The sequence below is a fragment of the Faecalibacterium prausnitzii genome (assembly GCF_003324185.1).
Classification (GTDB): Bacteria; Bacillota; Clostridia; order Oscillospirales; family Ruminococcaceae; genus Faecalibacterium; species Faecalibacterium prausnitzii.
Window position 1 is genome coordinate 1 of the sequence record NZ_PXUP01000019.1, and the last position, 22,200, is coordinate 22,200.

36 protein-coding genes and 1 pseudogene are annotated in these 22,200 nt (G+C 51.8%); 28 read left to right on the forward strand and 9 right to left on the reverse strand.

All coding sequences use genetic code 11. The features are described 5' to 3' along the window. From C7J97_RS11885 to C7J97_RS11925, 9 genes and pseudogenes are all read right to left on the reverse strand, one after another. Window positions 1-191 (reverse strand): annotated as a pseudogene (locus C7J97_RS11885) (tyrosine-type recombinase/integrase); the annotation flags it as partial. Window positions 192-193: 2 nt separating this feature from the next. Next, window positions 194-559 carry a helix-turn-helix domain-containing protein gene (locus C7J97_RS11890; RefSeq protein WP_113993110.1) on the reverse strand — a complete coding sequence of 122 codons (366 nt, stop codon included), beginning with the start codon at window positions 557-559 and terminating at the stop codon, window positions 194-196. A gap of 113 nt (window positions 560-672) precedes the next feature. Continuing rightward, window positions 673-1,482: a DUF6551 family protein gene (locus C7J97_RS11895; RefSeq protein ID WP_097775162.1), complete on the reverse strand. Its 810-nt coding sequence runs from the start codon at window positions 1,480-1,482 to the stop codon at window positions 673-675. Then, complete coding sequence (locus tag C7J97_RS11900) at window positions 1,473-2,147, reverse strand: type II toxin-antitoxin system PemK/MazF family toxin (protein WP_097771475.1); 675 nt, start codon at window positions 2,145-2,147, stop codon at window positions 1,473-1,475. Before C7J97_RS11900 ends, C7J97_RS11895 begins: the two co-directional genes overlap by 10 nt. A gap of 86 nt (window positions 2,148-2,233) precedes the next feature. After that, entirely contained in the window at window positions 2,234-2,461 is a 228-nt protein-coding gene (locus C7J97_RS11905; protein WP_097775161.1) for a hypothetical protein, read from the reverse strand. A gap of 374 nt (window positions 2,462-2,835) precedes the next feature. Further along, complete coding sequence (locus tag C7J97_RS11910; protein ID WP_015565818.1) at window positions 2,836-3,327, reverse strand: sigma-70 family RNA polymerase sigma factor; 492 nt, start codon at window positions 3,325-3,327, stop codon at window positions 2,836-2,838. Window positions 3,328-3,860: 533 nt separating this feature from the next. Further along, window positions 3,861-4,568, reverse strand: coding sequence for an ImmA/IrrE family metallo-endopeptidase (locus C7J97_RS11915; RefSeq protein WP_097784816.1), 708 nt, complete (start codon window positions 4,566-4,568; stop codon window positions 3,861-3,863). Continuing rightward, window positions 4,568-4,849, reverse strand: a complete 282-nt coding sequence (locus tag C7J97_RS11920) for a hypothetical protein (protein WP_097775158.1) — start codon at window positions 4,847-4,849, stop codon at window positions 4,568-4,570. The genes C7J97_RS11915 and C7J97_RS11920 overlap by 1 nt, the downstream gene beginning before the upstream one ends. A gap of 43 nt (window positions 4,850-4,892) precedes the next feature. Further along, on the reverse strand, window positions 4,893-5,051 hold the full coding sequence (locus tag C7J97_RS11925; protein ID WP_242959119.1) for a hypothetical protein: 159 nt from the start codon (window positions 5,049-5,051) through the stop codon (window positions 4,893-4,895). Between the two features lie 248 nt (window positions 5,052-5,299). Here C7J97_RS11925 and C7J97_RS11930 point away from each other — a divergent pair, with 248 nt between their 5' ends. The 28 genes from C7J97_RS11930 (at window position 5,300) to C7J97_RS12065 (ending at window position 22,199) form a co-directional block, all read left to right on the forward strand. After that, window positions 5,300-6,127, forward strand: coding sequence for an XRE family transcriptional regulator (locus C7J97_RS11930; RefSeq protein WP_097776430.1), 828 nt, complete (start codon window positions 5,300-5,302; stop codon window positions 6,125-6,127). Window positions 6,128-6,146: 19 nt separating this feature from the next. Beyond that, on the forward strand, window positions 6,147-6,350 hold the full coding sequence (locus C7J97_RS11935) for a helix-turn-helix domain-containing protein (protein ID WP_223383275.1): 204 nt from the start codon (window positions 6,147-6,149) through the stop codon (window positions 6,348-6,350). Between the two features lie 275 nt (window positions 6,351-6,625). Further along, on the forward strand, window positions 6,626-6,961 hold the full coding sequence (locus C7J97_RS11940; RefSeq protein ID WP_015565819.1) for a hypothetical protein: 336 nt from the start codon (window positions 6,626-6,628) through the stop codon (window positions 6,959-6,961). A gap of 191 nt (window positions 6,962-7,152) precedes the next feature. Continuing rightward, a complete protein-coding gene (locus C7J97_RS11945) occupies window positions 7,153-7,941 on the forward strand; it encodes a DUF975 family protein (protein WP_015565820.1) in 789 nt (262 codons plus the stop codon). After that, window positions 7,928-8,275: an SLOG family protein gene (locus tag C7J97_RS11950; RefSeq protein ID WP_242983511.1), complete on the forward strand. Its 348-nt coding sequence runs from the start codon at window positions 7,928-7,930 to the stop codon at window positions 8,273-8,275. Before C7J97_RS11945 ends, C7J97_RS11950 begins: the two co-directional genes overlap by 14 nt. A 107-nt stretch (window positions 8,276-8,382) precedes the next feature. Next, window positions 8,383-8,553, forward strand: a complete 171-nt coding sequence (locus tag C7J97_RS15060) for a hypothetical protein (RefSeq protein WP_008723379.1) — start codon at window positions 8,383-8,385, stop codon at window positions 8,551-8,553. Window positions 8,554-8,568: 15 nt separating this feature from the next. Continuing rightward, window positions 8,569-9,684, forward strand: coding sequence for a hypothetical protein (locus C7J97_RS11955; RefSeq protein WP_113993109.1), 1,116 nt, complete (start codon window positions 8,569-8,571; stop codon window positions 9,682-9,684). A 16-nt stretch (window positions 9,685-9,700) separates the two neighbouring features. Beyond that, window positions 9,701-9,979, forward strand: coding sequence for a hypothetical protein (locus C7J97_RS11960; protein WP_015563520.1), 279 nt, complete (start codon window positions 9,701-9,703; stop codon window positions 9,977-9,979). Window positions 9,980-10,000: 21 nt separating this feature from the next. Further along, on the forward strand, window positions 10,001-10,510 hold the full coding sequence (locus C7J97_RS11965) for a hypothetical protein (RefSeq protein ID WP_008982526.1): 510 nt from the start codon (window positions 10,001-10,003) through the stop codon (window positions 10,508-10,510). Next, window positions 10,511-10,744: an immunity 17 family protein gene (locus C7J97_RS11970; RefSeq protein WP_002576934.1), complete on the forward strand. Its 234-nt coding sequence runs from the start codon at window positions 10,511-10,513 to the stop codon at window positions 10,742-10,744. It abuts the gene before it with no gap. Window positions 10,745-10,757: 13 nt separating this feature from the next. Further along, on the forward strand, window positions 10,758-10,970 hold the full coding sequence (locus C7J97_RS11975; protein WP_008982527.1) for a hypothetical protein: 213 nt from the start codon (window positions 10,758-10,760) through the stop codon (window positions 10,968-10,970). Next, a complete protein-coding gene (locus C7J97_RS11980; protein WP_100932250.1) occupies window positions 10,967-12,124 on the forward strand; it encodes a hypothetical protein in 1,158 nt (385 codons plus the stop codon). Before C7J97_RS11975 ends, C7J97_RS11980 begins: the two co-directional genes overlap by 4 nt. A 20-nt stretch (window positions 12,125-12,144) precedes the next feature. After that, a complete protein-coding gene (locus C7J97_RS11985; RefSeq protein ID WP_002569148.1) occupies window positions 12,145-12,486 on the forward strand; it encodes a hypothetical protein in 342 nt (113 codons plus the stop codon). Between the two features lie 7 nt (window positions 12,487-12,493). Continuing rightward, a complete protein-coding gene (locus C7J97_RS11990) occupies window positions 12,494-13,573 on the forward strand; it encodes an ankyrin repeat domain-containing protein (protein ID WP_002569147.1) in 1,080 nt (359 codons plus the stop codon). A 4-nt stretch (window positions 13,574-13,577) separates the two neighbouring features. Continuing rightward, a complete protein-coding gene (locus tag C7J97_RS11995) occupies window positions 13,578-14,201 on the forward strand; it encodes a hypothetical protein (RefSeq protein WP_113993108.1) in 624 nt (207 codons plus the stop codon). Window positions 14,202-14,205: 4 nt separating this feature from the next. Further along, window positions 14,206-14,709, forward strand: a complete 504-nt coding sequence (locus C7J97_RS12000) for a DUF2004 domain-containing protein (RefSeq protein ID WP_097775149.1) — start codon at window positions 14,206-14,208, stop codon at window positions 14,707-14,709. Window positions 14,710-14,745: 36 nt separating this feature from the next. Continuing rightward, the gene (locus C7J97_RS12005; RefSeq protein WP_006877302.1) at window positions 14,746-15,072 is read left to right on the forward strand and encodes a DUF5713 family protein; all 327 of its coding nucleotides are present in this window, start codon (window positions 14,746-14,748) and stop codon (window positions 15,070-15,072) included. 221 nt (window positions 15,073-15,293) lie between these two features. After that, on the forward strand, window positions 15,294-16,025 hold the full coding sequence (locus C7J97_RS12010; protein ID WP_330601408.1) for a DUF4241 domain-containing protein: 732 nt from the start codon (window positions 15,294-15,296) through the stop codon (window positions 16,023-16,025). An 11-nt stretch (window positions 16,026-16,036) separates the two neighbouring features. Continuing rightward, window positions 16,037-16,996 carry an NTF2 fold immunity protein gene (locus C7J97_RS12015; protein ID WP_097775147.1) on the forward strand — a complete coding sequence of 320 codons (960 nt, stop codon included), beginning with the start codon at window positions 16,037-16,039 and terminating at the stop codon, window positions 16,994-16,996. A gap of 8 nt (window positions 16,997-17,004) precedes the next feature. Further along, window positions 17,005-17,238 (forward strand): hypothetical protein, encoded by a 234-nt coding sequence (locus C7J97_RS12020; protein WP_097784808.1) that lies wholly within the window; start codon window positions 17,005-17,007, stop codon window positions 17,236-17,238. Window positions 17,239-17,256: 18 nt separating this feature from the next. Next, window positions 17,257-18,738: a hypothetical protein gene (locus C7J97_RS12025; protein WP_113993107.1), complete on the forward strand. Its 1,482-nt coding sequence runs from the start codon at window positions 17,257-17,259 to the stop codon at window positions 18,736-18,738. A gap of 212 nt (window positions 18,739-18,950) precedes the next feature. Next, window positions 18,951-19,265: a hypothetical protein gene (locus tag C7J97_RS12035; RefSeq protein ID WP_097784806.1), complete on the forward strand. Its 315-nt coding sequence runs from the start codon at window positions 18,951-18,953 to the stop codon at window positions 19,263-19,265. Beyond that, a complete protein-coding gene (locus C7J97_RS12040) occupies window positions 19,262-19,702 on the forward strand; it encodes an Imm51 family immunity protein (protein WP_097784805.1) in 441 nt (146 codons plus the stop codon). Before C7J97_RS12035 ends, C7J97_RS12040 begins: the two co-directional genes overlap by 4 nt. Next, window positions 19,699-19,962, forward strand: a complete 264-nt coding sequence (locus tag C7J97_RS12045) for a hypothetical protein (protein WP_003524806.1) — start codon at window positions 19,699-19,701, stop codon at window positions 19,960-19,962. The genes C7J97_RS12040 and C7J97_RS12045 overlap by 4 nt, the downstream gene beginning before the upstream one ends. Before the next feature lie 10 nt (window positions 19,963-19,972). After that, window positions 19,973-20,287: a DUF6881 domain-containing protein gene (locus C7J97_RS12050; protein ID WP_097784804.1), complete on the forward strand. Its 315-nt coding sequence runs from the start codon at window positions 19,973-19,975 to the stop codon at window positions 20,285-20,287. Continuing rightward, the gene (locus tag C7J97_RS12055; RefSeq protein WP_097784803.1) at window positions 20,287-20,697 is read left to right on the forward strand and encodes a DUF6966 domain-containing protein; all 411 of its coding nucleotides are present in this window, start codon (window positions 20,287-20,289) and stop codon (window positions 20,695-20,697) included. The genes C7J97_RS12050 and C7J97_RS12055 overlap by 1 nt, the downstream gene beginning before the upstream one ends. Before the next feature lie 11 nt (window positions 20,698-20,708). Beyond that, window positions 20,709-21,686, forward strand: a complete 978-nt coding sequence (locus C7J97_RS12060; RefSeq protein WP_097784802.1) for a hypothetical protein — start codon at window positions 20,709-20,711, stop codon at window positions 21,684-21,686. A 42-nt stretch (window positions 21,687-21,728) separates the two neighbouring features. Then, window positions 21,729-22,199 carry a DUF4259 domain-containing protein gene (locus C7J97_RS12065; RefSeq protein WP_113998225.1) on the forward strand — a complete coding sequence of 157 codons (471 nt, stop codon included), beginning with the start codon at window positions 21,729-21,731 and terminating at the stop codon, window positions 22,197-22,199. The last annotated feature ends 1 nt before the right edge of the window (window position 22,200 follow it).

Below are 22,200 nucleotides of genomic sequence, written 5' to 3' on the forward strand. Positions count from 1 at the left end.
TGCTGCATCGTTTCAGGGTTAAACTCTTTTTGTGTTTTACGCAACAGAGATTCAGCTCTTTTTTTGTTTCCTTTAACAGGAAGTCCTGTGCTGATGGATTTGGTTCTGCGCTTTCCATCTGTGTCTTTCCAGCTCAGAATCATCTGATACATACCGTTTTGTTCTCTTAAATGTCCGGCCACATTTGTCATAGTTATGCTCCTTTCTGTTCGCAGCCAAACGTCCTTTGCTTAGGCATCATAAGTTTAGAAGATTCTGGAGTGTTTTGCAAGGATGGCACAAGGGAGTTTGAAAGGTGCATCCCTCCAAGTTGCCGATCCTGATCGAGCAGGTACTCTACCACGCAGAGTTTTGGTATCTTATAGCTGCGTCCTACACGCGCCGAGTGGATCTTATTCTGCTTGACCAACAGATACGCATTCTTCCGGCAGATGCCAAGCATTTCCTGAAGATGCTCCACCGTCACCACATCCGGGTAGTCCTTGAACATCGTCAGATACCTCTCCGTCTTTCGGTCAGGCTCTTCCTGAATCAAAGTGCAGGCTGCGATCTCGCTCATTCCTGTCCTCTCTTTCTAGTTCAATATGTCGATTATTCAGCAAAAAATACTATATGTAAAGTGTGATGGTCTTTTTCGGGGACCATCTCACTTGCCAAAGGAGATATTTGAGCTTAGAACTTCATCGGCAGTGCGTCTTTCCTGCACTTGCCGTTGTAGGTGGTGTAGATGGGGTAAACGTACCGCCGCCAGCCCGGAAGCTTGGCGGGGTTATCCCGGCTGACACGGTAGAGCTCCATGGGATGGACGCCGCTCAGCGCACGGACAAGCCGCTCCTCGCTGTACTGCCCATGATACAGCTGCACAAAGTACATCACGCCCCGCAGGACAGCCGCCCGGAAGGAATCCGGTTTGCCCTCCCACGCTTCCACGATGTGCCGCAGAGCTTCGCAGTAGATCTCTTCGCCCAGCTGGTCGTACAGCTTCAGCGCCGTGCCCACGCAGCCGATGCGGTAGTCGCTCAGCTGCATACTGTCGTAGTTGAGGGAAAGCCCCGCCCGGTTAGTGGCTGCGACAAACGCCTTGGAAGGCGCATCGCCGCCCACCACCTTGGCGCGCAGCTTGATGCCCGCCGACAGGGGTGCGGCGTGACCGTTCTGCTCGGCAAAGAGCAGGGCTTCCTGCTCCATCGTCAGACCGGTGTAGACCTTGCAGAGGATCGGGCGGTCCTCGCCGCCGTTGAGGAGGATGCAGCCCTCGATGGTGTGCTGCCCATCCATTACATAGTACCTGCCGTTGCGGAAGCTGACCTTCGGCTCGTTAACGATGTACTCGTTGAAGTCCCTTGCAATCAGCTCCACCCTCTTGCGCTCTACGCCCCGCTGGTAGATCTCGCGGGGATAGATCAGCTTGCTGCTGTGGATGACCGAAAGCTGGTACGGCGGGTTGATACCAATGAAAGTATTGTTGTCGTTCAGGCGCATCGCATTTCCTCCTTGATTCTCCAAATGTACTTCTCGGCTTCCTCTAAGATCTCAGTCACCTGCTGCTTCCGCTTCGGGCTGGTGAGCAGGCTGGGATTGAAGGTGAAGCTATATTCGAGCCGCTGGATCATGGCATGAACCGCGGATTGCAGTTCGGTGTACAGCATCATTTCCTCGATGCTTCCGGCGTTCTCAAAGGACGACCGGATGGGCGTATAGGGGTAGACAGGCGGTTTGCCATCCACCACCTCAGGCGGCGCATAAACCGCCGTAGAGCGCCGGATAGGCTCTATCTGCTGGATGCTGCCCATAGGGTTCAGCGCAAGGCTGATGCGAACCGCATCATCCACCCGGCGCATCTCCTCTGGGGTCAGATGCCCCAGATACTTCAGTGCCCGGCTTTTGTCGATGGTGAAGATCTGCTCTGCCTGCACAACGGACGGCATATTCAACCCTGCGTTTTCCAACAGGCAGTGGGTCGGCTGGTTTACTTTCTTTTCCGCCTTGCTTGTCATGGTCGCAACGATCAGGGTCGGAGAGTGATAATTGCCCACGTCATTCTGAAGAATGACCGCCGGGCGGTCACCGTGCTGTTCCGAGCCGGTGCTCGCCCCGAAATGGGTGAAGAAGATGTCTCCGCGTTGGAATTTCCAGTTTTGCTGCAAAATTGTACCTCCATGTTGTTATGTGCAAAGCCCGCTGCCGGATGTTCCGCAACGAGCTTCGTTCAAGGTATGGTGGTATGGTTGGGTCAGCGGTGCATGACCACATAATCATAGCCGCGCCGCATCTGGCAGACGGTGCATGTGTCCATGCTCCGGTCTGGGCTGGGTACAAGCGCGATTTTGAAAGCCTTTGCATCCACAAAGTGCCGCAGACAGGTACCGCAGAGAGTTCGGATGGACTTGACCATCTCAGGGGTCAGCTCCATCTCCTCGTAGATCTCCTGCTCGCGCACCGTGGGGTTCAACTCGTCCATAAAAGTGTCCTCCTATGTATCAAAAGTGAATATTCGGATAAAGAATAAATAAGAGTACGTAAAAAAACGGGAACTGCCGGATGCGTGGAACGTACCCGACAGTTCCCGGATCAATATGATTAAAGGTCTCGCATATTCGCCCTCGGCTCCCTGCGAGTGGGGCATGAACATCTGGCAGCGGACTTGTACCGCTTCATTGGCATTTCAGCCACCCCGTCTGCTTTGTGACCGGGCCGCGAATTACGGAAGTATCATTATCGGAGTACCAGATGACGGAACTATTCAGTTTTCAAGGTCCCTGAGGTCGGACGTTTCGCCCTGCGGCAGGTGCCGCTTGGGAAATCGTCCTCTCACTTGGTAGCCGACGAGAAAGGTCAATTCGTAGCATTGAAATTGAAGTTTTTCAAAAATTTAGTAATTCTCTTGATTTTGATACTAATAGTGGGCCGAGATACGCCGTAGACTTTAGAAATTTCAGTGATGTCGTATCCCTCGTAAGCGTACATGGTGATGATTTCCAAATCTTCGGTTTTCAAAGTTTCGAGTGCAGTAAGCAACTGCTCGTTCTCAATCTCACCAATCCATGCAAAACGGCTTTTAGTTTCGTGGTAAGTATCTGTCACGGTAATCGCATCCTGATAGCGTAGCATCAAAGGCGACGCTTCTTCCTCAGAGCTTTCATACGCAGGAGCGGTGAATTCCTGCGTCCGCTCGATAAAGGTACGCTCCGAATTGAATTGCTGACGGTCATAATCGTACATCTTCTGGATGGCCTCTTTCGTCATTCCCGCAGCTGCGTACTCGATGCGCAACTTTTCCCAGTGTGCTTCAAACTTCTTCAACTCATAGCCTTTATTAAAAGACATCGTAAACCTCCAAATTTTCGATAAGTCGTAAAAAGTCGAAAATTTGGAAGGCTACGGATATTTCGCCGCTTGGGGCATCCATGAAAAACGGACAAACATAAAGCCTGCTCCTTTTTACGGGAGCAGGCTACCTGAAGGCTAAAAAAATAGCCGGACAACCAACTAACAGAGCGGTTCTAAAGCAGAATCACTCTATCAGCTGTTGCCCGGCTATTTGGTGCGCGTTTCATACATTGCCTTGCGGCAATGGCCCGTTGCTCGGTGACGAACAGTCCATATTCATGGTGCAATGCACCCGATTTTTGAAATTGTGGTTTGTCTAAAAAAGTCAGCGTCTGCGGTAGGCTAAGTCAACTGTTGCTATGTTACCGCACTTGAGGCACTTTATGCTGATAGAGCCTGAACAGCTCTCGTTTTTTTGGTAGAGCTTGTGTCCGCAAACCGGACAAAACCTCCAGCCAATGCTGAATTGTGCCTGCTGTATATTGTTCAGCGGTTTACTCTTAAAAGAGCGATTATTTGACCAAGTCATATTATTCTCCAAATCGAATGACGTCCAATGGATGGCAGTGGATGGGTTTTCCGTTGATGACCTGCATCTGCTGTAATCTGATCCTGATCGCAGACCACGATACCCCGATCCGTGCAGCCATCTCCAGAATTCTTTCATAGTTCGGGTCCGATGCGGATTTGTACAGGATTCCATTTGGCAGGCACAGCGCTGCACGTTCTATTTCGGCGTTGACCAGAAATGTTGGCATCAGCAGCTCCGCTGCAAGGGTATTCGCCTGCCATTCTTCCCATGAGGGCTGTCCGTTTCGTTCCCGATAGGCAATGTGCCCACGGCACTTGACTGCTTTTCCGTAGTCGTTCGGAAACAGGTCAGCCAGTATATGGTGCGCCGCTTCATGCGCTATCGTGAAATTCCGGCATCCGGTGCAGCTGTCTGACGCAAGGGCGGAATCGATTACAACGTCCTTCGGCATGAACACCTCCACAAGCTTTGTCCCATCCCCCAAGGTTACGGTAAAACCGCATTTCTGGAAAACAGTCAGTCCTAGAATACTTCCATCGCTGCATAGCGGCAGCATTTTCACATTCAGCCCAAGAACAGAACTTGCGAGCCGTTCAGGGTCAATGGGTTCTGGGTCATCTTTACTGATCCCGAAACGGGTATAGTACTGGTCGATATACTTACCCGCTATGTGCGAAAGATCTGCGCGGGATAAGTATCTTGCCATTACGAAGCACAGCTTTCCGGCACGGAGCAGTAGGCTTCCACGAACCACTTGCCCCGTTCAAGCCAAAGATTCCGCTTCTGACCGCAGATCAGGCAGGTGAAGCAGTGACCTTTTCCGCCTAGGCGTGATGTCCCATGTTTGACTGCCAAGACACGATCAATTCCATAAGTGTGAGCCTTGTCATAGTTTATGGCAAGAGGGCGGATCTTACCGTCAGGAGTAAAACGAACGTCCACTTCGACGTATCTTTTCTCACGGCGAAGGTTGTAATCACCACACATCAGAATTCCTCCTTTTTGCGGATTTATCAAAACACGGCGTGCATTACTTGCGAATCATACTGCGTGCCACGAGCTGTTTTTCGTTCAACAGCGGAACGGACACTGTATGTTTTTTCCACTCATCCATAGAGCAGGTCACTGCTTTGCACAGACGGCATTTTGTCCAGCCACCGGTTTCATCAAGATCCACATCATAATTCATGGTTCCGCACATTGGACATCTTACATTTTCTTTTCTCATAGTATCACCTCGCAAAAAAACGCCAAACAAACACAATCCCATACGAAAATAACACCAAAAGGCTGTTATTTGTGGATTTGGTTTGATTATACACCCACTTTATGGAGATGTCAATTACGCATTTGTCTCCATTTTAGAGATTTCCTGTTGATTTCTTATATTTTCTATACTATAATAGAGCTACCGGATCACAAAGGAGTGTTCTTGTTATGAAAAAGAAAACCACGCTCACCAAAATGCACATAGCCCCATCCACAGTGCGCTATGATGCAGTCGCTGCGAGGGATAGCAATGAGGTTGGTCAGATTCTCGCAGGCACACGAAAAAGGAATGGCTATTCACTTGTAACTTTCTCTGAACTTCTCCGTCACTATGGCGTCGATGTCAGTGATAAAGGAATCAGCAAATGGGAAAAAGGCTATACCACTCCTAGCATCTACCAACTAGTTGCAATCTGCTACGCATTGAACATCAAGGAGGGTCCTTCCTACTTTACAAAGAACTTCCAGAAACCCGCCCTTCTAAATGACATCGGGCAAAAAAAAGTCGCTGAGTACGAAATGGACTTGATTGCATCCCGGCGCTACCAGCCAGACGCAGAAGAGCCCGCGGAAATCGACTACATAATGATGCCTGTATCAGAGTTGCCAGTATCGGCAGGTCTAGGAGCTTTTCTTGAGGGTGAAATGTTCCAGCAGATACAAGTGCCTGCCAGTAGCGTTCCGGCTGGTGCCGAGTTCGGGATATATGTTAGCGGTGATAGTATGGAGCCACGCTATCATAACGGACAGATTGTATGGGTGAAGCGCTGCGAAGAACTTGAGTGCGGGGATATCGGGATATTCGTATATGATGACTGTGGATATCTGAAAAAATACGATGAACATACCCCAGACAAATCCCAAGCAGAGTTCCTTACCGACAGCTATGGCGTGGTGCATAACCAACCGGTTTTGGTTTCTCTTAACACCAAATATTCGCCGATCCTTATATCTCCAGAGCAAAGATTCGAGGTTGTTGGAAAAGTTTTGAACTAAAAAGATGGGAGGAGTTTTTGTGGATACGATCAAGCGTGTTCAGGATTTGATGCAAGTGCGTGATATGAATCTATGTGTATTGGCAAAGAAATGCGGAATATCGTACTCCACGATTCAAACCACCGCCCGTCGGGGAGGGCAGTTAAGCGTAGAGACGATTGAAAGAATTTGTCAGGGTTTAGGAATTACATTAAAAGACTTCTTCGATTCCTCCTACCTGTAAATATAGGGGCAGCAAAAAAGCCGTTCGCCACGCTGGAAAATCTGCGTGGTGAACGGCTTTAATACTGCTTCTATTTATCCTTTGGTAATCTCCAGATAAACACTAATCTCCATGATTGTTACCATTGAAGGAATACATTTGCGACGATCTTCGGGCATACCGAATAAGATTTGCATTGGCAGTTGAAGACGGCTCATGTTACCTATTGCAATTCTGACTATTTGGAAATATACTTGTAAGTATCAAATTATTTCACTTTATGGGAGGAAATTATTATGGCAAGACCCAAGGGAAGCAAGAATAAGGCTCGTACTGTAAAGGCCAGCGTTGATTATGTAGCAGTCATTGCAGAAAAGGCCGCAAAAAAAGAGAAAATCGAATCTGAGGTTGCTACGTTGACTGCAAATCTCGATGATCTGAAGACGCAGCTGAAAGCCAAGAAAGCAGAATTGAAAGCCGCCACCAAGGAACTTGCCAAAGCCGAAAACAAAAAAGCTGCCGCCGAAGCAAAAGCAGCAGAAGAAGCAAAGAAGGGCGAAGCAGAAGATGTGCTGAAGAAGCTGCTTGCCAGCGGTATGACGGCTGAAGAAATCCTTGCAAAGCTCCAGTAATGCAATATGATGAACTGGACAAGCTGCTGAAGTAAAGGAAGGGGCTGTTGCACAAGGATAAAACCGGTGTAACAGCCTCTTTTTCATTCATGCTGCAATTTTTTCAGCTTTTCAAACGTATCTAAATTAAAGTGGCATATCATCTTCCTATTTCACAAATCCTTGCCGTTTTCAGACAGGAGGTTGCTTTTATGAAAGTATCTGCCGACTATCGTATGCTCGCTCTCGATGCCCTGCGCGGAAAATGGAAAACTGCTGTTTTGACAGGTATTGCCGCCAGTGCGCTCGGTGCTACCATTGTGAGCAGTTCCAACAGTGCCGTATCCAATTCCAATCAGGCAAAGGACATCCATTTTGAACTGTTCTCCCAGCCCAACGGCGGTCGGCTGCTTGCTGTTCTGCTTGCCGGCATTGTTCTGTGGGCAGTCCTCCAACTGATCGTGGGCGGTGCAGTTCAACTGGGATATGCTCATTTTAATCTGAACCTTGTAGATGGAAATGATGCTGCCATCTCGGACTTGTTCTCTCAGAAAGACCGTCTGTGGGATGGCTTCTGCATGAAATTCCTGCAGGGTCTGTACATCGCCCTCTGGTCGCTGCTGTTGGTGATTCCGGGAATCGTGAAAACATACAGCTATGCGATGACACCTTACATCATGTCCGAGCATCCTTCGCTGACCGCAAATGAAGCGATCACAGAATCCCGGCGGATCATGAATGGCAACAAATGGCGGCTGTTCTGTCTGGATTTCAGCTTCATTGGCTGGGAGCTGCTCTGTTCGGTGCCACTGTATGCCGAGGGTTTTCTGGTTCTCAAATATTTCACCGGTTCAGAGGCTCTGGCGATTTCTCTTGTTCTTCTGCTGACAATTCCATTGAGCATTGGCTTCTTTTTTGTACACCCCTATGAGGAAGCTGCATGGGCTACTTTCTACCGCGATATTACCGCAGCACCTACCGAACCGGATGAAGCATATTGACTTTTATATTAAAATTATCGTTGTAGTTCCCTTCATCGGCTATGACTCTAAATGGCCGGATCAGAGTAAACATAGATTGAAAAAGCTGATCCAAAACGCAAACGATTCTATTGTTATTTCACACTCTGCGGATGTTTCCAGTTATAAAAAAAGAAATTATTATATGGTCGATCATGATATGGTCGATCATGCAGAGTACCTTATCGGTGTGTTTGATAATCAGAAAAAGCTGCGCTCAGGTACAGCACAGACAGTCAACTATGCCTTGCATCAGGGAAAAGTAATCACTCTGATCCATCCAGACACTATGGAGATAACAGCCCCTGCGCCTTAACAAATTCACAAAAATTTTTCATTAGCATTTCCAACAAAATATTTTCATTGAAGGGGTGCTGTGATATAATAAGATATAAAACTACGCTCAGAACAAATGGTGCCGCTATGAACAAATATATTGGACAGCAATTTGCTGCTTTAAGATACGAAAAAAATATTTTGGTTGTTGAAGAAACTACATCTGCTGGTGGATGCGGCTCCTTCAACGCGGCTTCTTCATGTCCTGCGTCAGCCTGTCTTTATGACAGTGCGGCGTGGGGCTTTTTTATTGCCTGAAAGGAGTATGAGAACATGAGTCTGAAATATACCTGCCCCAGCTGTGGAACCCCATTGGGTTATGAGGGATTGTGTTGGAAATGTAAGTGCGAGCAAGAACGGCAAGCTGCTCTGGCCTGGATGCCGGAACAAATTGTCGAAAAACAAAGAAACTTGATACAGAACATCCAGAGGCTGGCTGATATGGAGGACCCAGAGTTCGCCGACTTTTGGCAGCTGCTTGGCTACCATGATGCCATCACCCCGGAGATTCAGCGAGTGGCACTGGCCGCAGAGGTGTTCTGGCCCTGTGAGATCTATTATCATGCTCCCGCCGATGTGCGGGATGGTCTGATCCATGCGCTGTTGTCCGCAGAATATTTCAGCGCGGCCTCCAACCTGATGAGTTGCCTTGCTATGCAAGGAGATGACAAGGCAATGGAGACTCTGCTGGAGCTGGAGCGAAATCCCCGGCCCTGGCGCAAGGGCCTCTATGTAGACCCATCCAGCTATGCGCAGATCGGAGGCTGGACCTTCGACAAGGAGGGCCAGAAAATCCAGCTCAACTTCGATACCTGCTATCCTATGGTCAAAGGAACCACCAGCGAGAAATCTCCCGTCCGCATTGGCCGGGCACGGGAGGACACATGCCCCCACTGTGGCGGACGCATGGTGGACATGCTGGTGCTGGATGGCCGGGATGAGCGGCTGAAATTTCTGGGGTTGGATGGTATTCTGACTGCCACCTGCTGCCCCAACTGTGTGGGATTCTTGAAAGGTCCAGCCTTTAACAGTTTTACCCTGGATGGCGGCGTGGAAGTCTTTCCCTCCGAGTTCTTTGAAGGGGCGGAGAAAACGGATTGCTATGTCAGTCCCGAGGACTACAAGGCCCTCACGGAAAATCCCTTTGTGCTGGGCGAAGCGCCCGTGCCCCTGTTTTACGGTGCGGCCTGCCAGGATGTGAACACGGTGGGTGGCTTTGCCAACTGGGTACAGGACGCGGAATATACGACCTGTCCTCACTGCGGTAAGCCCATGAAGTATCTGGCGCAGATTCAGTGGGATACGGTGTTTGACTGTGCGGAGGGCACGCTCTATGTGGAATTCTGTCCAGACTGCCAAATCATATCCATGCAGCATCAGCAGACCTGAGAGGAGACGCTGCTATATGTGTGAGCACTACCGAAACATTCAAACATGGAGAAAATTTGATGCGCCCAAGGACTACCTGGCCTGTATTGCTTATATTCAGCAGTTGGTGGGACAAGGCCAATTTGAACTGATGGCAGAGGAGTCCACCTGCCCGCTGGAGGAGGTAAAGACTGAGGATGGATGGGCAGACGAAATTATGGCTCACATGATTCGGTGCAAGCACTGTGGTCAGATCTTCACCTGTGTGGTCAACACCTGGCGAGGCAGTGGACACTTCAAAAAAGGCAAGGGATAACACAGAAAAGGCGGTGAAACGATGAATCGGACAGAAGAAATAGAGCTGCTGGAGCAACTCGAACAGTGGAATAGCAAGGACGAGTATTCCCAGTGCATCCAGGCCATCGAAGCTATCCCGGAACAGGAGCGGGGCTATTTGCTGACCGTCAAGCTGAGTCGGGCTTACAGCAATCTGGCGGTTCTGGGAGATCATGGAGTGCATGGGACCGACGGTGAAGTGGACGGGGATCTCATCCGACACGCCATTGATCTGCTGGAGTCCGTCCGCACCCAGGGAGAGAACGACCCTTACTGGAACTCCCGGATGGGCTATTCTTGCCTGATGGCATACCGCTCCGCAGCCACCGCCTATGAATACGCAAAATGCTGGCTGGCCCTGGCCCCGGATGCCCCAGCCGCTCAAAAGCTGGTTCGGGACTGCGAGGAATATCTGGAGGAGGAAAAAGCTCTGGAGCTGGATTTAAAAGAGCGGGAGGAAATCATCCGAAAGGAAACTCCCGATGATGTAAAAAAAGGGGGGTATCTGTAAATGAACAGTGAACAGATCACAGCATTTTTGCAAGAGCATTGGTACATTGCCTCGGTGCTCATCGGGGCCGTGATTTTAATTGGGGCGATCCGCAACTGGAACTGGCTCTGCGACCCCACTGGTACGCGGGATGCTCATCGACACAGCAGAGGATACCGGCGTGTGGTTTTCTTTCTGCTGGGTGTCCTCCTGATTGTGGTGAGTATCTGGGGATTTGTGCTGAAGTTGAAATAGGAGGAGCAATCCCATGACCCAAGAAGAACAAATCCGACTCTATCGGCTGATGGAAAAACTCAACTGGTTTTTCCACCAAGAGATGCACTACCTGAATAGAGATATTGCGGAAAAGACCGCACGGGAGTGTTACCCGGAGATTCGGGATTTTACATACGATATTTTGTGGAACGACCTGCCCAGAGAGGTGCAGGGACAACTTATGAACGAGGATGAGACGCTATGAATACTACGATGACTTTAGAACAACTGCCTCCCAAGGGTGTAAAGCGAGAACAGGCCATTTTGGCGCTGGGCAAAGAGGAAGCAAACGGCGAACTGTTTCTCCAGCTTGTGAATACAGAAAAGGGCAAGTGCAAAACGGCTGCTCAAAAGGCTTTGGCGCAGCTGGAGTATGCCCCTGCTGCCCCACTGTGGGCCAAGCTGGTCAAGGGCAAATGGATGGGCAGCCATATCATGTCGGATGCCTGCTCGGATTGTGTATCGGAGCAGATTGCCCCAGTCATCCTGAAAACCCTCTCCCTGCTGTTGGATGAGGCGGATACAAAACCGCTGGAAGAGGGACAGGTGGAACAGATGAATTTCTGTTTTCATTTGATGCTGGGCAAAGCCTCCCCCAAGATGTTGGAGGTGTACCGTTTTCTGGCGGAAAATGCGGAACGGATCGGCCATCTCAAGCACACCCCCTTTTATGATGGTGACAAATGCACTACATGGCACATTTCCCAAGGACTGGGGCTCTATAAAGTAAAGCCAAAGGAAATGGAGAAGATTCCGGCTTTGATTCTGACCGCCTCCTTGATTCGAAACCCGGATACACGACTACAAGCACTGGCCGATGAACTATATGAACGCTATGGCGGCAGTTGGCTGATTCCAGTCTTTATGAAAGCAATTATCACCCAGCCCAAGGAACAGGTGTATGAAACCTATTCGCTCCTGCTGGGAACTCCCAAAGAAATCTACCTGTTCAATGCTCTGGGGATGCTGGATTACCGCTGTTATCCGGAGGACTGGATCTATGAACGCCTGGGGCCTGATGGAATGACTGCGTTCATCTTTTGGGGCCATGAACGCTACGGGTCCTATGACACGACCTTTATGTTTGAACGCTATGTGGAGCTGGATGAGCGGTGGCTTTTTGATCTGGCCAAAGACCCTGAAGGTCGAAAGCCTACGGTGACTTGGCAAAGTTACAACCGGAGTGGTGTTCTGTACGAAAGCTACGACGAAATGTTCATCAGTTTGCTGCCCCGCAAGGTGGAAAACCCGGAACTGAAGCACATTCTACGGGACTACTTCCGCATCCGAAGCCAGAAAAAGAAGGTTGCCAAAAGCATCACCGTTTACCAGGATGCCGCCGAGCGGTTTGGCGATTAAGCAGGAATGGAGCGACTGGCATGATTGGAACAGATGAAAACCGGGCGGCGCTTCATGTGGAGGTCATCTTCTGGAGCGGCAAACGAAAAATACCACCCAGCCTGGTCAGTGGAAAGTATTGTCCCCATTTTGTGGTTATTGGAACTACGGAATATCTGGGTGTATGCTTTCTGGACGGAACCGAGTGTACATTTGATACACCGGCCTTGGGAAATGCCCAGCCCCTCTATCCAGATACCATTGACTATGCTCCGCTGGAAAACAATGCGGAATTTTTAATCTATGAGGGAGCCAATGCCGTTGGCAAAGGCCGGGTGCTGGGCCGGACCGTTCCCTATCAAGTGAAACAACAACGAAAGTAGGTGCCTTATGTACCAAATTGCATATATTGGCCGCTGGGAGACCCTCCCGGAAACGGCTGCCGCCATCTGTGACCATGACACGCCCAAGCTGGAGGCGCTGCTTCAAGGCGGTCTGGATTTAGATGTTCCCATCCAGCTCAGCGAATACATCAAGCTGATGCCATTGGAGATTGCGGTTTTTCGGAACGATGTGCCTATGATCCACTTCCTGCTGGAGCATGGAGCTGATTCCAGTCTGGCAGAGGAACAGCCCCTGCTGCTCACCGCCGCCCGCTGTTGTGGGCCGGAGGTGGTGGCGCTCTTTGCTGGACAGGCCGCAAAGCTCAGCTCGAAGCAGAAAGAGCGGGCCTTCCAGGAGGTGCGCTGGGGCAAGCGCCCGGAGAATATCCAGGTGCTGGAGCAAGCCGGGATTACAGTGGAGAAGTTTGGCGGCGAGGCATTCCGGGCCGCTGTGTCCGAGGGCAATACCAAACTTGCCCGGCTGCTTCTGGAAAAAGGGGCAGACATCAATTATCACAAGCCGGACATGGTGTTCCCTTACGCCTCCACCCCTGTCACCGAGGCCGCCCGCTCCAACAATTTCCCTATGGTGCGCTGGCTCATTGAGCAAGGAGCCGACATCACCATTGCTGACAAATACGGCGACCGGCCTTATACCGTGGCGGTGCAGAACAAAAATCAAGAGCTGGCCGACTACCTGAAAGCCCTGGAGCCGGAGGAATGGCACAACGAGCAGGAAAAGATCCGGCAGCTCATGCCCTACAAGCTGCCCGCCAAGCTGGTGGAATACTTGAAGACCGGCCCCCTGCGGCTGGAGTTCCCGGATCAGGAATGGGTGAAGTGGGCGGAGCTCTACTCCTTCATGGATGTGCAGGAGATGACCTGGAAACGGAAGAAGCTGCTCTCCCTGATGGTGCAGATGGACAACTACAGCGACTATCTGCTGCTGTGGAGCCCCAGGGACAAAAAGCTGTGGTATCTGGACATCGAGCATGAGGAATTCCACCCTCTGGCCAAATGGGATGACTTCATCGCAGATCCCGGCCGGTATCTGAACGGGATGATCGAGGGTGAGTTTGAGGAGTAAAGCCATGACATCAATAGACTTTCTGAACAAGGTACATAAAAGCCTGGACTCGCAGGAATACAGCCTCTCTTATTCTCCGGCGAAGTCCAAGAATTATATGCTGTACTGCAACGGCAACTTCATCGGCGGCCTGTTCGATGAGGAGCTGTGCTTCGTCTACGCCGACAGCGTGAGTGAGCTGCTGGGGCAGCCGGAACCCGTCTACCGTGGCTACTCCAGTACCGCCCAGCACAGGATGCTGGTAATCCCGGAGGAACACTGGGCGAAGGCGCTGAAACTGCTCTATGCTGAGAAATTTGACTGGAGCCGTTTGGTGTACGACATCACCTACACCAGCATCGGCGCGGCTGTAGTGGAGGACTTCTATGACGAGAATGTGGTATTCCTGCGCTTCTGCTTTGAAAAGGAACTGCTGAAAAAGAACCCTCTGGACCGGCAGGGCCGTATCCTGCGGATGGTCTATCTCAATCAGGACCTGACAGAAGCGGGCAAATATCTGTTCCCCAGACTGCTGCAAAAGTTCCTTGTTTTTACAGATCGCAAAGGAAAAACCAGTCTGGAAACCATGCTGCAACGGTGGTACACCGCTCTGGAGAAGGAGTACCGCAACCAGATAACAGGAGTATAACATTATGAAGCTGAACTGTAAACGCATTGATTTTACATATACACCCGGCGAGGAAATCTTCAACTTTCCCGGGGAATCGGGACTACCCTTTATCTTCGATGTAGAGGAAGAACTGACCGGCGATCCTGCTGCCATGGATGCGGTGGGAGAAATGCTGGATGAGGCGGAGAAATTGGCGGAGACGGCCAAAGCCGCCATCAAAGCAGCACTGGCGGACGAGGATAGCCGCTACCATAGCGTTGTGACATTTTTCATGGAGTTCCACCGGGACGATGTAGGCCCGGATATTGCGGCGGAACTTTTTCCGGGAACCGACCCATCCAAGCTGTCCTTTGCCGAGATGGTGGACTTTTTGAAGCTCAAGCGGTTCGGCAGTCTGGTGGATGACGAGATGGATCAGCAAGTTTTCATTCTGGACCTGTCCTTCAATCCGGAGATTACTGACGAACTGATGGTGACCTACTTTGACTTGAACAAGGAGATTTTCTGTATCACCCATGAGAGCTGAGCGTGACTGACATACACGAGGAAAGGAGCAATCCCGATGAAAGCATTTGATCCCAATTACAAACTGCTGGACGAGATGTATCAGGACGATTACTATCCTGCTTCTCTGGTGGACAAGGTCAAGGACGAGCTTCAGAAGGTCATCGACCTGCTGGAGAACGGCGAAACCGACCCCGAAGTGGTACAGGAAACGCTGGACGAGGCGGTCTGCGGCATCAATGATCTCCAGGAGGAGTTTGACGAGAACGACAGCGAGATCGAAACGGTGGCACGGGAATGCATTGCGGCAACTGTGGCCTACATTCTGGAGTGGTTCAACATCCCCATCGACACCGAGGAGGCTATCCGGGAACGGGACTGGTGAGCCCTATGACAGAAAAAGAACTGGCCGTTTGTGATGAGTGCGGCAGCCTGTTTTTCAAAGGCTCCTCACAGATGATGGGGCTGTGCCCGGAATGTGCCCATATTCTCTATGGCTACCCGAATTGTGACCATCATTTTCAGGATGGCCGGTGTGTGAACTGCTATTGGGATGGCTCAAAGAGTATGTACATCAAGAAACAAAATCAACAGGAGGAAACTGATATGCCTACAACTGAATGGCTGAACAAATACGAAGCAATCAAGAACAAACTGACCTGTAAAGATGACTTGGAGGCCCATTTCACAGAGAAAGTGATTGGGAACATGGCGGTGGATGTACTGGACATCGGTGCCGTCCATTTCCCCACCGGGCAGATCTTCGCCTGCGATCCGCTGGTGGAGCTGGAGGACACTCTGCCGTTTATGCAGACCATCCCCGCCGGGACTTACCCCGTAAAGATCTGTGTGGTGCCCAGCGAACAATACGGCGACCGCTATGCCTGCGTCAAGGTGGAGGTTTCTCAGGAAAAGCCTGTCCGCTATGAGCTGGGCATGGTGGGCAACGAGGATCTGGACGAGGAATTGGGCGAGGACGAGTATTTTGGCTTTGGCGTAGACGCTGGAATGGGCTGTGTTGCGGACATCCAGACCCAGGCGGCCTTCAAGACCTACTGGGCCAAGCGGCTGGAGGAGGACCCGGACATCGACCCCTACAACGACCTGTTCTGCGATCTCCTGGAGGAAAACGCCAAAGCCCACCCCAAATATCAGGGAGACTGCGGCGACTGGCTCAACTGGACGGTGCCGGACACGGACTGCAATCTGCCCATCTTTGCCTCTGGCTGGGGTGACGGTTACTATCCCGTCTACTTCGGCTATGACGCAAAGGGCGAAGTCTGCGCCGTGTATGTGCGCTTCATCGACATTGAAGCCAGTTACAAAGAGCAGGAATAAGGAGGCGCGCTATGGAATTACCAAAACGGGCGCGGACAGTGAACTGGGAGAGCGGTGTCCTGACCTTAGACGGAGAAAAGCAGTTTGAAGTCCCGGAACTGACCGTAGAGATCATGGAGCAGCTGGCCGGTTACACCCTGGTGGGCTTCCATGTGAAAAGCTATCCGGTGACGGATGAACTGCTTGCCCCTTTTGCCGGACATAAAAGCATGGCCAACTTCGGCGTGGAGGACGGTGCGCTCACTGACGCCTGTTTCCCCGTTTTTTCCGCTATGCCCAAGCTGCGTTATCTGCTGCTGGACGGTAACGCCGCCATCCACGGCAGCAGTCTGTCCGCTCTGCAAGGCTGCAAGCTGGACCTTCTGACGCTCAACCGTACCGGGCTGGATGATGCCGGTCTGCTCCAGGCGGCCTCCATCCCCAAGCTCTCCCACATCCAGATCGACCATACCGCCGTTACCTATGAGGGCCTGCTGGCCATCGCTGGCAACAACCGCATCGAGCCAGTGGCCCATGTGCAATTCACCCAGGAGCAGATGGAACACTTCTTCCAGCTCCAGCGGGAAAAGGCCAAAAAGCCCGTCCAGCTGGATGAGCAGGCGGCGGCGGAATGCCGCAGGGTGCTGTCCGCTTTCTTTGCCGAGATGACGCAGTGGGAGCAGTACATGGAGCAGGCCGGGTTTGAAGGTGCTGAGGCAGTGCCCCGTCTGCTGACGATCTGGGAGAAATATGTGAGCGAAAAGCCCCGTCCGGGCTATCGACCTCTGGGCCTCTCATACAGCGCCCAAGGCACCTACAACGGGGAAGAATTCCTTGACGCAGAGCAGATCACCAAAAACAAGCTCTACATCTACACCAGGGAGAAAAACACCGGCTTTGACCGCCGCTTTCTTATGAAGCGTGTGGGCGAAGGCTGGAAGATTGATGCGGTGCAGGAGCGGCTGAACGGCTGGCAGCGCACGGAAGTGTGAGGCATCACATGGCTTGGGAATATGAAACCTTTGGCCCGGACGGTCAATGCAAATTGTTCGGTGTGAACATCTTTGACTACAACTGGCAAACCACCGGCAAGCGAGTAAAAGTCAAAGACCCGATCTATCATCAAGACCATACCTTCGAGGTCTGGCAGGTGGAGATCAACGGGCAGATTCACCGCTTTGCTGCCGGGGAGTTCTCCAACTGCGTATGGGGATTCTATCTGGAAAAGAACTGACGAGAGGAGCGTGATACCATGAAAGCCACCGCCGGAGAGGTCTATACAGTCTATAACCAATATCTGAAACGCTACACCGCCTGCCAGGTGGCCTATATTGCGCCGCCAGACACGGTGAGCAAAGAGTCTTGGGCGGTGATCCTCTCTCTGGATTGGGTGGGCGACGCCCCTCTAACTGCGGAGGAACTGCCCCATCTCCGCCCGCTCTACAAGGACTTCATGTACTGGTCCCGCGACCTCCACCTGCTGCGGGTGCCGTTGGAGGTCCCGCCCCAATATAAACTGGTGGGCACACTTCCGCCCTTCACCGACCAGCCCTGCCGCTCCTACGGAGGCTGGAGTGACGGCTATGATGTGTATCTCCAGATCCGGTGGCAGGCCATTCCGGAGGAACGGCGGCGGGCCTTCAAGGAGGCCATGGACAGTGACAAGCAAACGGAGATCGGCGGTATCCAGCTGAAGGTCAACAACCATCGGGTGATGGACCAGTACGCACCATTCGATTCGGCGCTGGAACTAAAGGCTCTGCCCTGCCTCTCCGAACTCATCTGCCAGCGGTGGCACCCGGATCTGCTGGAGTTTTTGCGGGAATCCCCCTTTGTTGATGAAGTGACTTTGCTGAACCACGGTCAGAGGACACTTGATCTGCGGGGCACCAGCATCAGAAAGCTGATGCTGGATATGACCGGGCTGGAGGAACTGTGGCTGTGTGAGGGAACGGAGCTGCTCCTGTTCCAGAACAAGGGGCCGGACGCCTGTGCCATCCATGCCCCCGAAGATGGCAGCGGTTTGACCCTCCAATTTATCGGGGAATACCGCCCGCACACGGAACTGCCGAACCTACGGGGGCTGCATGGCATCGAGCTGAAGGACTTTGATCTGAGCGGACTGGCTGCTGTCCATCCCCACTTAAAGGAACTGCGGCTCTGGGGCGCGCCGGGAAACCTGGAGAACTTCTCCGCCGTGGGAGGGGCTCGGGAACTGACGAACCTTTCCACCTTCGACCTGTTCGGCTTCGGCGCAGCTGACATCCCTACCCCGGAGCAGATGCCGGAGCTTCGCTGGTTCTGGATGACCAGCCTGCCGGAGACGGCGGCAAAAGCGGCAAAGCAGATCTGGAAAGGCAAGCCGGGAATGGATCTGCGGATCACCAAGCCCCGGAAACCGGAGTGGCTGGCGCAAAACCTGGACAATCCCTTCCGAGGCTGGGACGGCGCGGAGCATATCCCTGCTTCTGCTGCGAAAAAGGCAGCCAATCAATACCGAAAGACTCGTTCCCAGCTGATGCAGCTGGCCGCTAAACCGGGCGAGGACGCCCAGTCCCAGGCGCTGGATGCGGTGACAGCCTATACCCAGACCTTCAACAAGATGGGCTTTATCGAAACCGAGGAACGGGATGAAATCTACATGGCCCTGCGGGATATTCTGGATGCTCTGCCGGGCGAAACGCTCCAAAAAGATGCTCTGCTGGAGCAGTTTGAACAGCTGCGGGATTTTTGAGAAGGTAGCGTAAAACCGCGAAAAAACAGGAGCAGATCATGAAACGGATGCGAAGCCTGAAAGAAAAATGAGGAAAACAATATGGCACTACAAGATAAGAAAATCATGCCTCCCCCTTGGCTGGCCCACCGGGAAATCGAGCGATACTCCATTGGCTGGCGCATGGGCTATGGGGAGGATTACATAGACCGATTTGACGATTGGAGTACAGCATGGCAGAAATGAAACTTTATGAACTGGAAATGCTCCGCAGCAGGATCTATCACGGGGAGCAGGAACTGATTTCCACTCTGACACCAGAGCAATTCTTTGCCCTGCTGTCTCACGACTATGATACTGGTTTTGCTGCTGGAAAAGCCTCCGCACAGAAGGAAATTCTCTGTATGCTGGCAGCGGACGGGATGCCTGCTGAGAAGATTGCGCTTCTATTGCAGATGAAGACAGAGTTGGTGCGGGAGATCACAGCTACCAAGCAAGCCCACATTGAGAAATGCAGAAAGAAACTTGAACAGGCGGTGAAGCCATGAAAGACCTTTGCAAATACGGAAACCGACCGGAGGTCGAATGGGAAATCTTGCCCTGGATACCTGACCCGCGCCCGCCCTTCAAAATTTGGGTAAAGCCGGAGCAGATCGCGCCATTCTTTCTCGTTCCCCACCACCCCTATGCGATCTCCCTTCTGCTGAAAATCAGTGACGGATTCCGGACAGAGGAATTCCGACGGCTGGGACTGATCGGCAGCAGCGAGGATTGGGAGCGGCTTGTCCGGGGCGTGATCCAGGAGTTCGAGGAAAACAACAGCGGCGTGGATCTGTTTCACTTCGACTCCGACGAAGATGTGTTCTGCGTGTACTCCCAATACATCGATGACCTGATGCTGCTGTCCAAAATGATCCGGGCGGCCTGTGACAATGAAAAAACGATGGGGATGTATCTGAACATGAGCGAGGTTGCGAAAGCATGAAAGAATTGACCACTCAAACAGGGATTATAGTAAAATGCAGTAAAACGGCCATTGAATTTTTCCAAAATGCTCAATCAGTGGATTTCTTCTCTGCACTGGAGATTCCGAAGGAATTTCAAGACATAGCGGTTGAGTTTTATGATTTGATTCTGGAAAACGACCATCCTACAGCTTTGCTGGGCTGTCGTGGCAATTATGATATTGCGGTACAGATAGATGAAGTAACCGGCACCATGACGGGGTGGCATTGGTTTAAATGAAGGAAATGGAATGATCGAGTACATCAAGCTCTTTTGGGAGGACGCACCGGAGGGGGAACCATCGGTCATCCTCTATGAAGTGGATACAGGAAATGAGCGGCTGGCTCTCCGCTCCATTGACATCTTTATGGACGGTCACACCCACAACATACCCGACCTTTACGATGGAGCCATTGAAATCACGCCCATCCCCACCGTGGAGGAATTAAACGCCCATATCTGGGGCGAGGAGTTCCACGCCTGCGTCATAGAGAAAGCGGAATTTGAGGCTATCTGGGAAAGCCACACCTATAATGGAGCGTTAAAAGAATCAGGAGGGTTCTGATGAAACAGACCGATATTTATACCGAGGCTCTGACCTGTCTGCGCTCCATCCTTCTGGCAGACCATCCAGAATTCCAAAACTGGATCGACTGGCTGGAACGGGATATTGAGGATTGGACCCAGCGCCGTGAGGTCGCCCACCACCTTCGGGCATACGGAGGTATGGGCTCGTTCAACGACCTACCCAGTATGCGTGGCAATCACGACTATATTTTCGGCTTTCTCAAGTCCGTGTGCTATACCTTCGGCCACCTTTATGGCAAACGGGAAGGCATTTCGCCAGAGGCATTGATGGAGGAGTGCCTGCACGATGTAGAGCAGGCAGCCTATCACCCACATAAGCCACTGAACCGAGCCATTGCCCAGCACTTGATGCAGGGCGATTTACAGGAAAACCTGGATAGGCTGTAGGAGGACTTGTTATGAACAAAAGACTATTCCGCCCCCAATTTAATCAAATGGAAACCACCGAGAAGCAGGCACTGATGGAAAGCCTGGCTGCTCGTTATAATATGACCTTTCTCGGTCTACATACCTTTGACCGCTGGGGCCAGAACTGCACCACCGGCATCTTCAAGAAAGATGGTCGGGAGTTCGTCTTTGTCCCCGGCGATACCGTCACCCTGGGCTGGGAGCAGTTTGCCGTGGGACTGAATCAGGAGAGCCGGGAGGAATTGGAGTATCTGTTCCGGGAATGGGAAATGGAACCGCAGAACCCGGAGGAGATGATCCGGGAAAGCATGGCTCCCGTCCGGAAAGCGGCCATTGGCCCCATGCTGGTGGGCCGGGAGTTGGAGGAAATTAACTGGGAGCCAGTCAAAATGGACGATCCCAGGCTGACTGCCCACCCTGACTGGCTGAAGGAGTTCCGGGATTTTGCCTGGAGTGACAGCAGCAGTCTTACCTTGCATCAGTCGGCCCGTATTGAGCGGACGGAAGATGGATTTCAGACCTGGATCTATAACCGCACTGATTACGATGAACTCCTTGCCATGCTGGAAAACAGGGGCTTCTCCCTGCCCACGGCGGACGAGTGGGCCTACCTGTGTGGCGGCGGGTGTCGGACCCTGTTCCCGTGGGGAGATGGGTTAGACTACTCCATGCGTCTGCGCTGGTTTGAGGACATGGATGAGGATGAGAACCGGCCCTATGACATGGAGGAACCCAACTTCTTCGGCCTGTCCATCGCCTACGATCCCTATATGCGGGAAGTGGTGCAGGCTGATAGGCTTACCACCTGCGGTGGCGATGGCGGGTGCAATATCTGCGGCGGGCTGGGTCCATTTCTCGGTTTCCTACCCTGTTCGCCCCACTGTAAGCCGGAAGTGCAGGAGGACAATGAACTAAACGGAGATTATGACTTTTATCGGCCTATCATTCGGCTGGAGAACTATGATTGACAATAGAAGCTTGATACAAAATAAAGAAAGAGAGGTGCCGACATGGGAGCATGGGGCATAAAAGCATTAGAGCGTGACGAAGGACTGGATGTACTGGACATCCTCAAAAATGAATATGTACCGGAGCATCCGGTAATGGATCTGGGCGAGATGATCGAACTGATGAAAGAGGAAGTCATGCTGGGAGCTGACTTCTCACAAATCGACTTCCTCTTTGACAATACTGCGATGGCTCTGGCGGAGCTGTATTTCCAATGGAAGGATAATGGCAAGCTGGACTACGATCATGAAGAAGCTATATGGGATAAAGTCACCGGTTTCACAGCATCCAAAGAAGCCCTTGCTTTCCTGCTGCGGCAACTCACCGACATCAAAAACGAGGTGCCGGACGAGGACGGCATCCGTGAGATTGTGGATCTTTGGAAGAACGAGGACAGCGGTGAGATCGCTCCTGCGTGGCCAGAGCATTTGGACTGGCTCATCAAGCGACTAATTTCGGAACAGGAGGCGTAAC

Excerpts from the sequence above, each read along its gene's own strand:
- C7J97_RS12035 (WP_097784806.1), top strand. The coding sequence starts at position 18,951 with ATGGCAGAAATGAAACTTTATGAACTGGAAATGCTCCGCAGCAGGATC.
- C7J97_RS12000 (WP_097775149.1), top strand. The coding sequence starts at position 14,206 with ATGAAGCTGAACTGTAAACGCATTGATTTTACATATACACCCGGCGAG.
- C7J97_RS12060 (WP_097784802.1), top strand. The coding sequence starts at position 20,709 with ATGAACAAAAGACTATTCCGCCCCCAATTTAATCAAATGGAAACCACC.
- C7J97_RS12010 (WP_330601408.1), top strand. The coding sequence starts at position 15,294 with ATGCCTACAACTGAATGGCTGAACAAATACGAAGCAATCAAGAACAAA.
- C7J97_RS12005 (WP_006877302.1), top strand. The coding sequence starts at position 14,746 with ATGAAAGCATTTGATCCCAATTACAAACTGCTGGACGAGATGTATCAG.
- C7J97_RS11950 (WP_242983511.1), top strand. The coding sequence starts at position 7,928 with ATGAAGCATATTGACTTTTATATTAAAATTATCGTTGTAGTTCCCTTC.
- C7J97_RS11895 (WP_097775162.1), bottom strand. The coding sequence starts at position 1,482 with ATGCGCCTGAACGACAACAATACTTTCATTGGTATCAACCCGCCGTAC.
- C7J97_RS11960 (WP_015563520.1), top strand. The coding sequence starts at position 9,701 with ATGTGTGAGCACTACCGAAACATTCAAACATGGAGAAAATTTGATGCG.
- C7J97_RS11980 (WP_100932250.1), top strand. The coding sequence starts at position 10,967 with ATGAATACTACGATGACTTTAGAACAACTGCCTCCCAAGGGTGTAAAG.
- C7J97_RS11925 (WP_242959119.1), bottom strand. The coding sequence starts at position 5,051 with ATGAATTATGATGTGGATCTTGATGAAACCGGTGGCTGGACAAAATGC.
- C7J97_RS12040 (WP_097784805.1), top strand. The coding sequence starts at position 19,262 with ATGAAAGACCTTTGCAAATACGGAAACCGACCGGAGGTCGAATGGGAA.
- C7J97_RS12055 (WP_097784803.1), top strand. The coding sequence starts at position 20,287 with ATGAAACAGACCGATATTTATACCGAGGCTCTGACCTGTCTGCGCTCC.
- C7J97_RS12045 (WP_003524806.1), top strand. The coding sequence starts at position 19,699 with ATGAAAGAATTGACCACTCAAACAGGGATTATAGTAAAATGCAGTAAA.
- C7J97_RS11945 (WP_015565820.1), top strand. The coding sequence starts at position 7,153 with ATGAAAGTATCTGCCGACTATCGTATGCTCGCTCTCGATGCCCTGCGC.
- C7J97_RS11965 (WP_008982526.1), top strand. The coding sequence starts at position 10,001 with ATGAATCGGACAGAAGAAATAGAGCTGCTGGAGCAACTCGAACAGTGG.
- C7J97_RS11970 (WP_002576934.1), top strand. The coding sequence starts at position 10,511 with ATGAACAGTGAACAGATCACAGCATTTTTGCAAGAGCATTGGTACATT.
- C7J97_RS15060 (WP_008723379.1), top strand. The coding sequence starts at position 8,383 with ATGAACAAATATATTGGACAGCAATTTGCTGCTTTAAGATACGAAAAA.
- C7J97_RS11990 (WP_002569147.1), top strand. The coding sequence starts at position 12,494 with ATGTACCAAATTGCATATATTGGCCGCTGGGAGACCCTCCCGGAAACG.
- C7J97_RS11940 (WP_015565819.1), top strand. The coding sequence starts at position 6,626 with ATGGCAAGACCCAAGGGAAGCAAGAATAAGGCTCGTACTGTAAAGGCC.
- C7J97_RS11905 (WP_097775161.1), bottom strand. The coding sequence starts at position 2,461 with ATGGACGAGTTGAACCCCACGGTGCGCGAGCAGGAGATCTACGAGGAG.
- C7J97_RS11915 (WP_097784816.1), bottom strand. The coding sequence starts at position 4,568 with ATGGCAAGATACTTATCCCGCGCAGATCTTTCGCACATAGCGGGTAAG.
- C7J97_RS11930 (WP_097776430.1), top strand. The coding sequence starts at position 5,300 with ATGAAAAAGAAAACCACGCTCACCAAAATGCACATAGCCCCATCCACA.
- C7J97_RS11985 (WP_002569148.1), top strand. The coding sequence starts at position 12,145 with ATGATTGGAACAGATGAAAACCGGGCGGCGCTTCATGTGGAGGTCATC.
- C7J97_RS11995 (WP_113993108.1), top strand. The coding sequence starts at position 13,578 with ATGACATCAATAGACTTTCTGAACAAGGTACATAAAAGCCTGGACTCG.
- C7J97_RS12025 (WP_113993107.1), top strand. The coding sequence starts at position 17,257 with ATGAAAGCCACCGCCGGAGAGGTCTATACAGTCTATAACCAATATCTG.
- C7J97_RS12050 (WP_097784804.1), top strand. The coding sequence starts at position 19,973 with ATGATCGAGTACATCAAGCTCTTTTGGGAGGACGCACCGGAGGGGGAA.
- C7J97_RS11910 (WP_015565818.1), bottom strand. The coding sequence starts at position 3,327 with ATGTCTTTTAATAAAGGCTATGAGTTGAAGAAGTTTGAAGCACACTGG.
- C7J97_RS12065 (WP_113998225.1), top strand. The coding sequence starts at position 21,729 with ATGGGAGCATGGGGCATAAAAGCATTAGAGCGTGACGAAGGACTGGAT.
- C7J97_RS11920 (WP_097775158.1), bottom strand. The coding sequence starts at position 4,849 with ATGTGTGGTGATTACAACCTTCGCCGTGAGAAAAGATACGTCGAAGTG.
- C7J97_RS11890 (WP_113993110.1), bottom strand. The coding sequence starts at position 559 with ATGAGCGAGATCGCAGCCTGCACTTTGATTCAGGAAGAGCCTGACCGA.
- C7J97_RS12020 (WP_097784808.1), top strand. The coding sequence starts at position 17,005 with ATGGCTTGGGAATATGAAACCTTTGGCCCGGACGGTCAATGCAAATTG.
- C7J97_RS11975 (WP_008982527.1), top strand. The coding sequence starts at position 10,758 with ATGACCCAAGAAGAACAAATCCGACTCTATCGGCTGATGGAAAAACTC.
- C7J97_RS11955 (WP_113993109.1), top strand. The coding sequence starts at position 8,569 with ATGAGTCTGAAATATACCTGCCCCAGCTGTGGAACCCCATTGGGTTAT.
- C7J97_RS12015 (WP_097775147.1), top strand. The coding sequence starts at position 16,037 with ATGGAATTACCAAAACGGGCGCGGACAGTGAACTGGGAGAGCGGTGTC.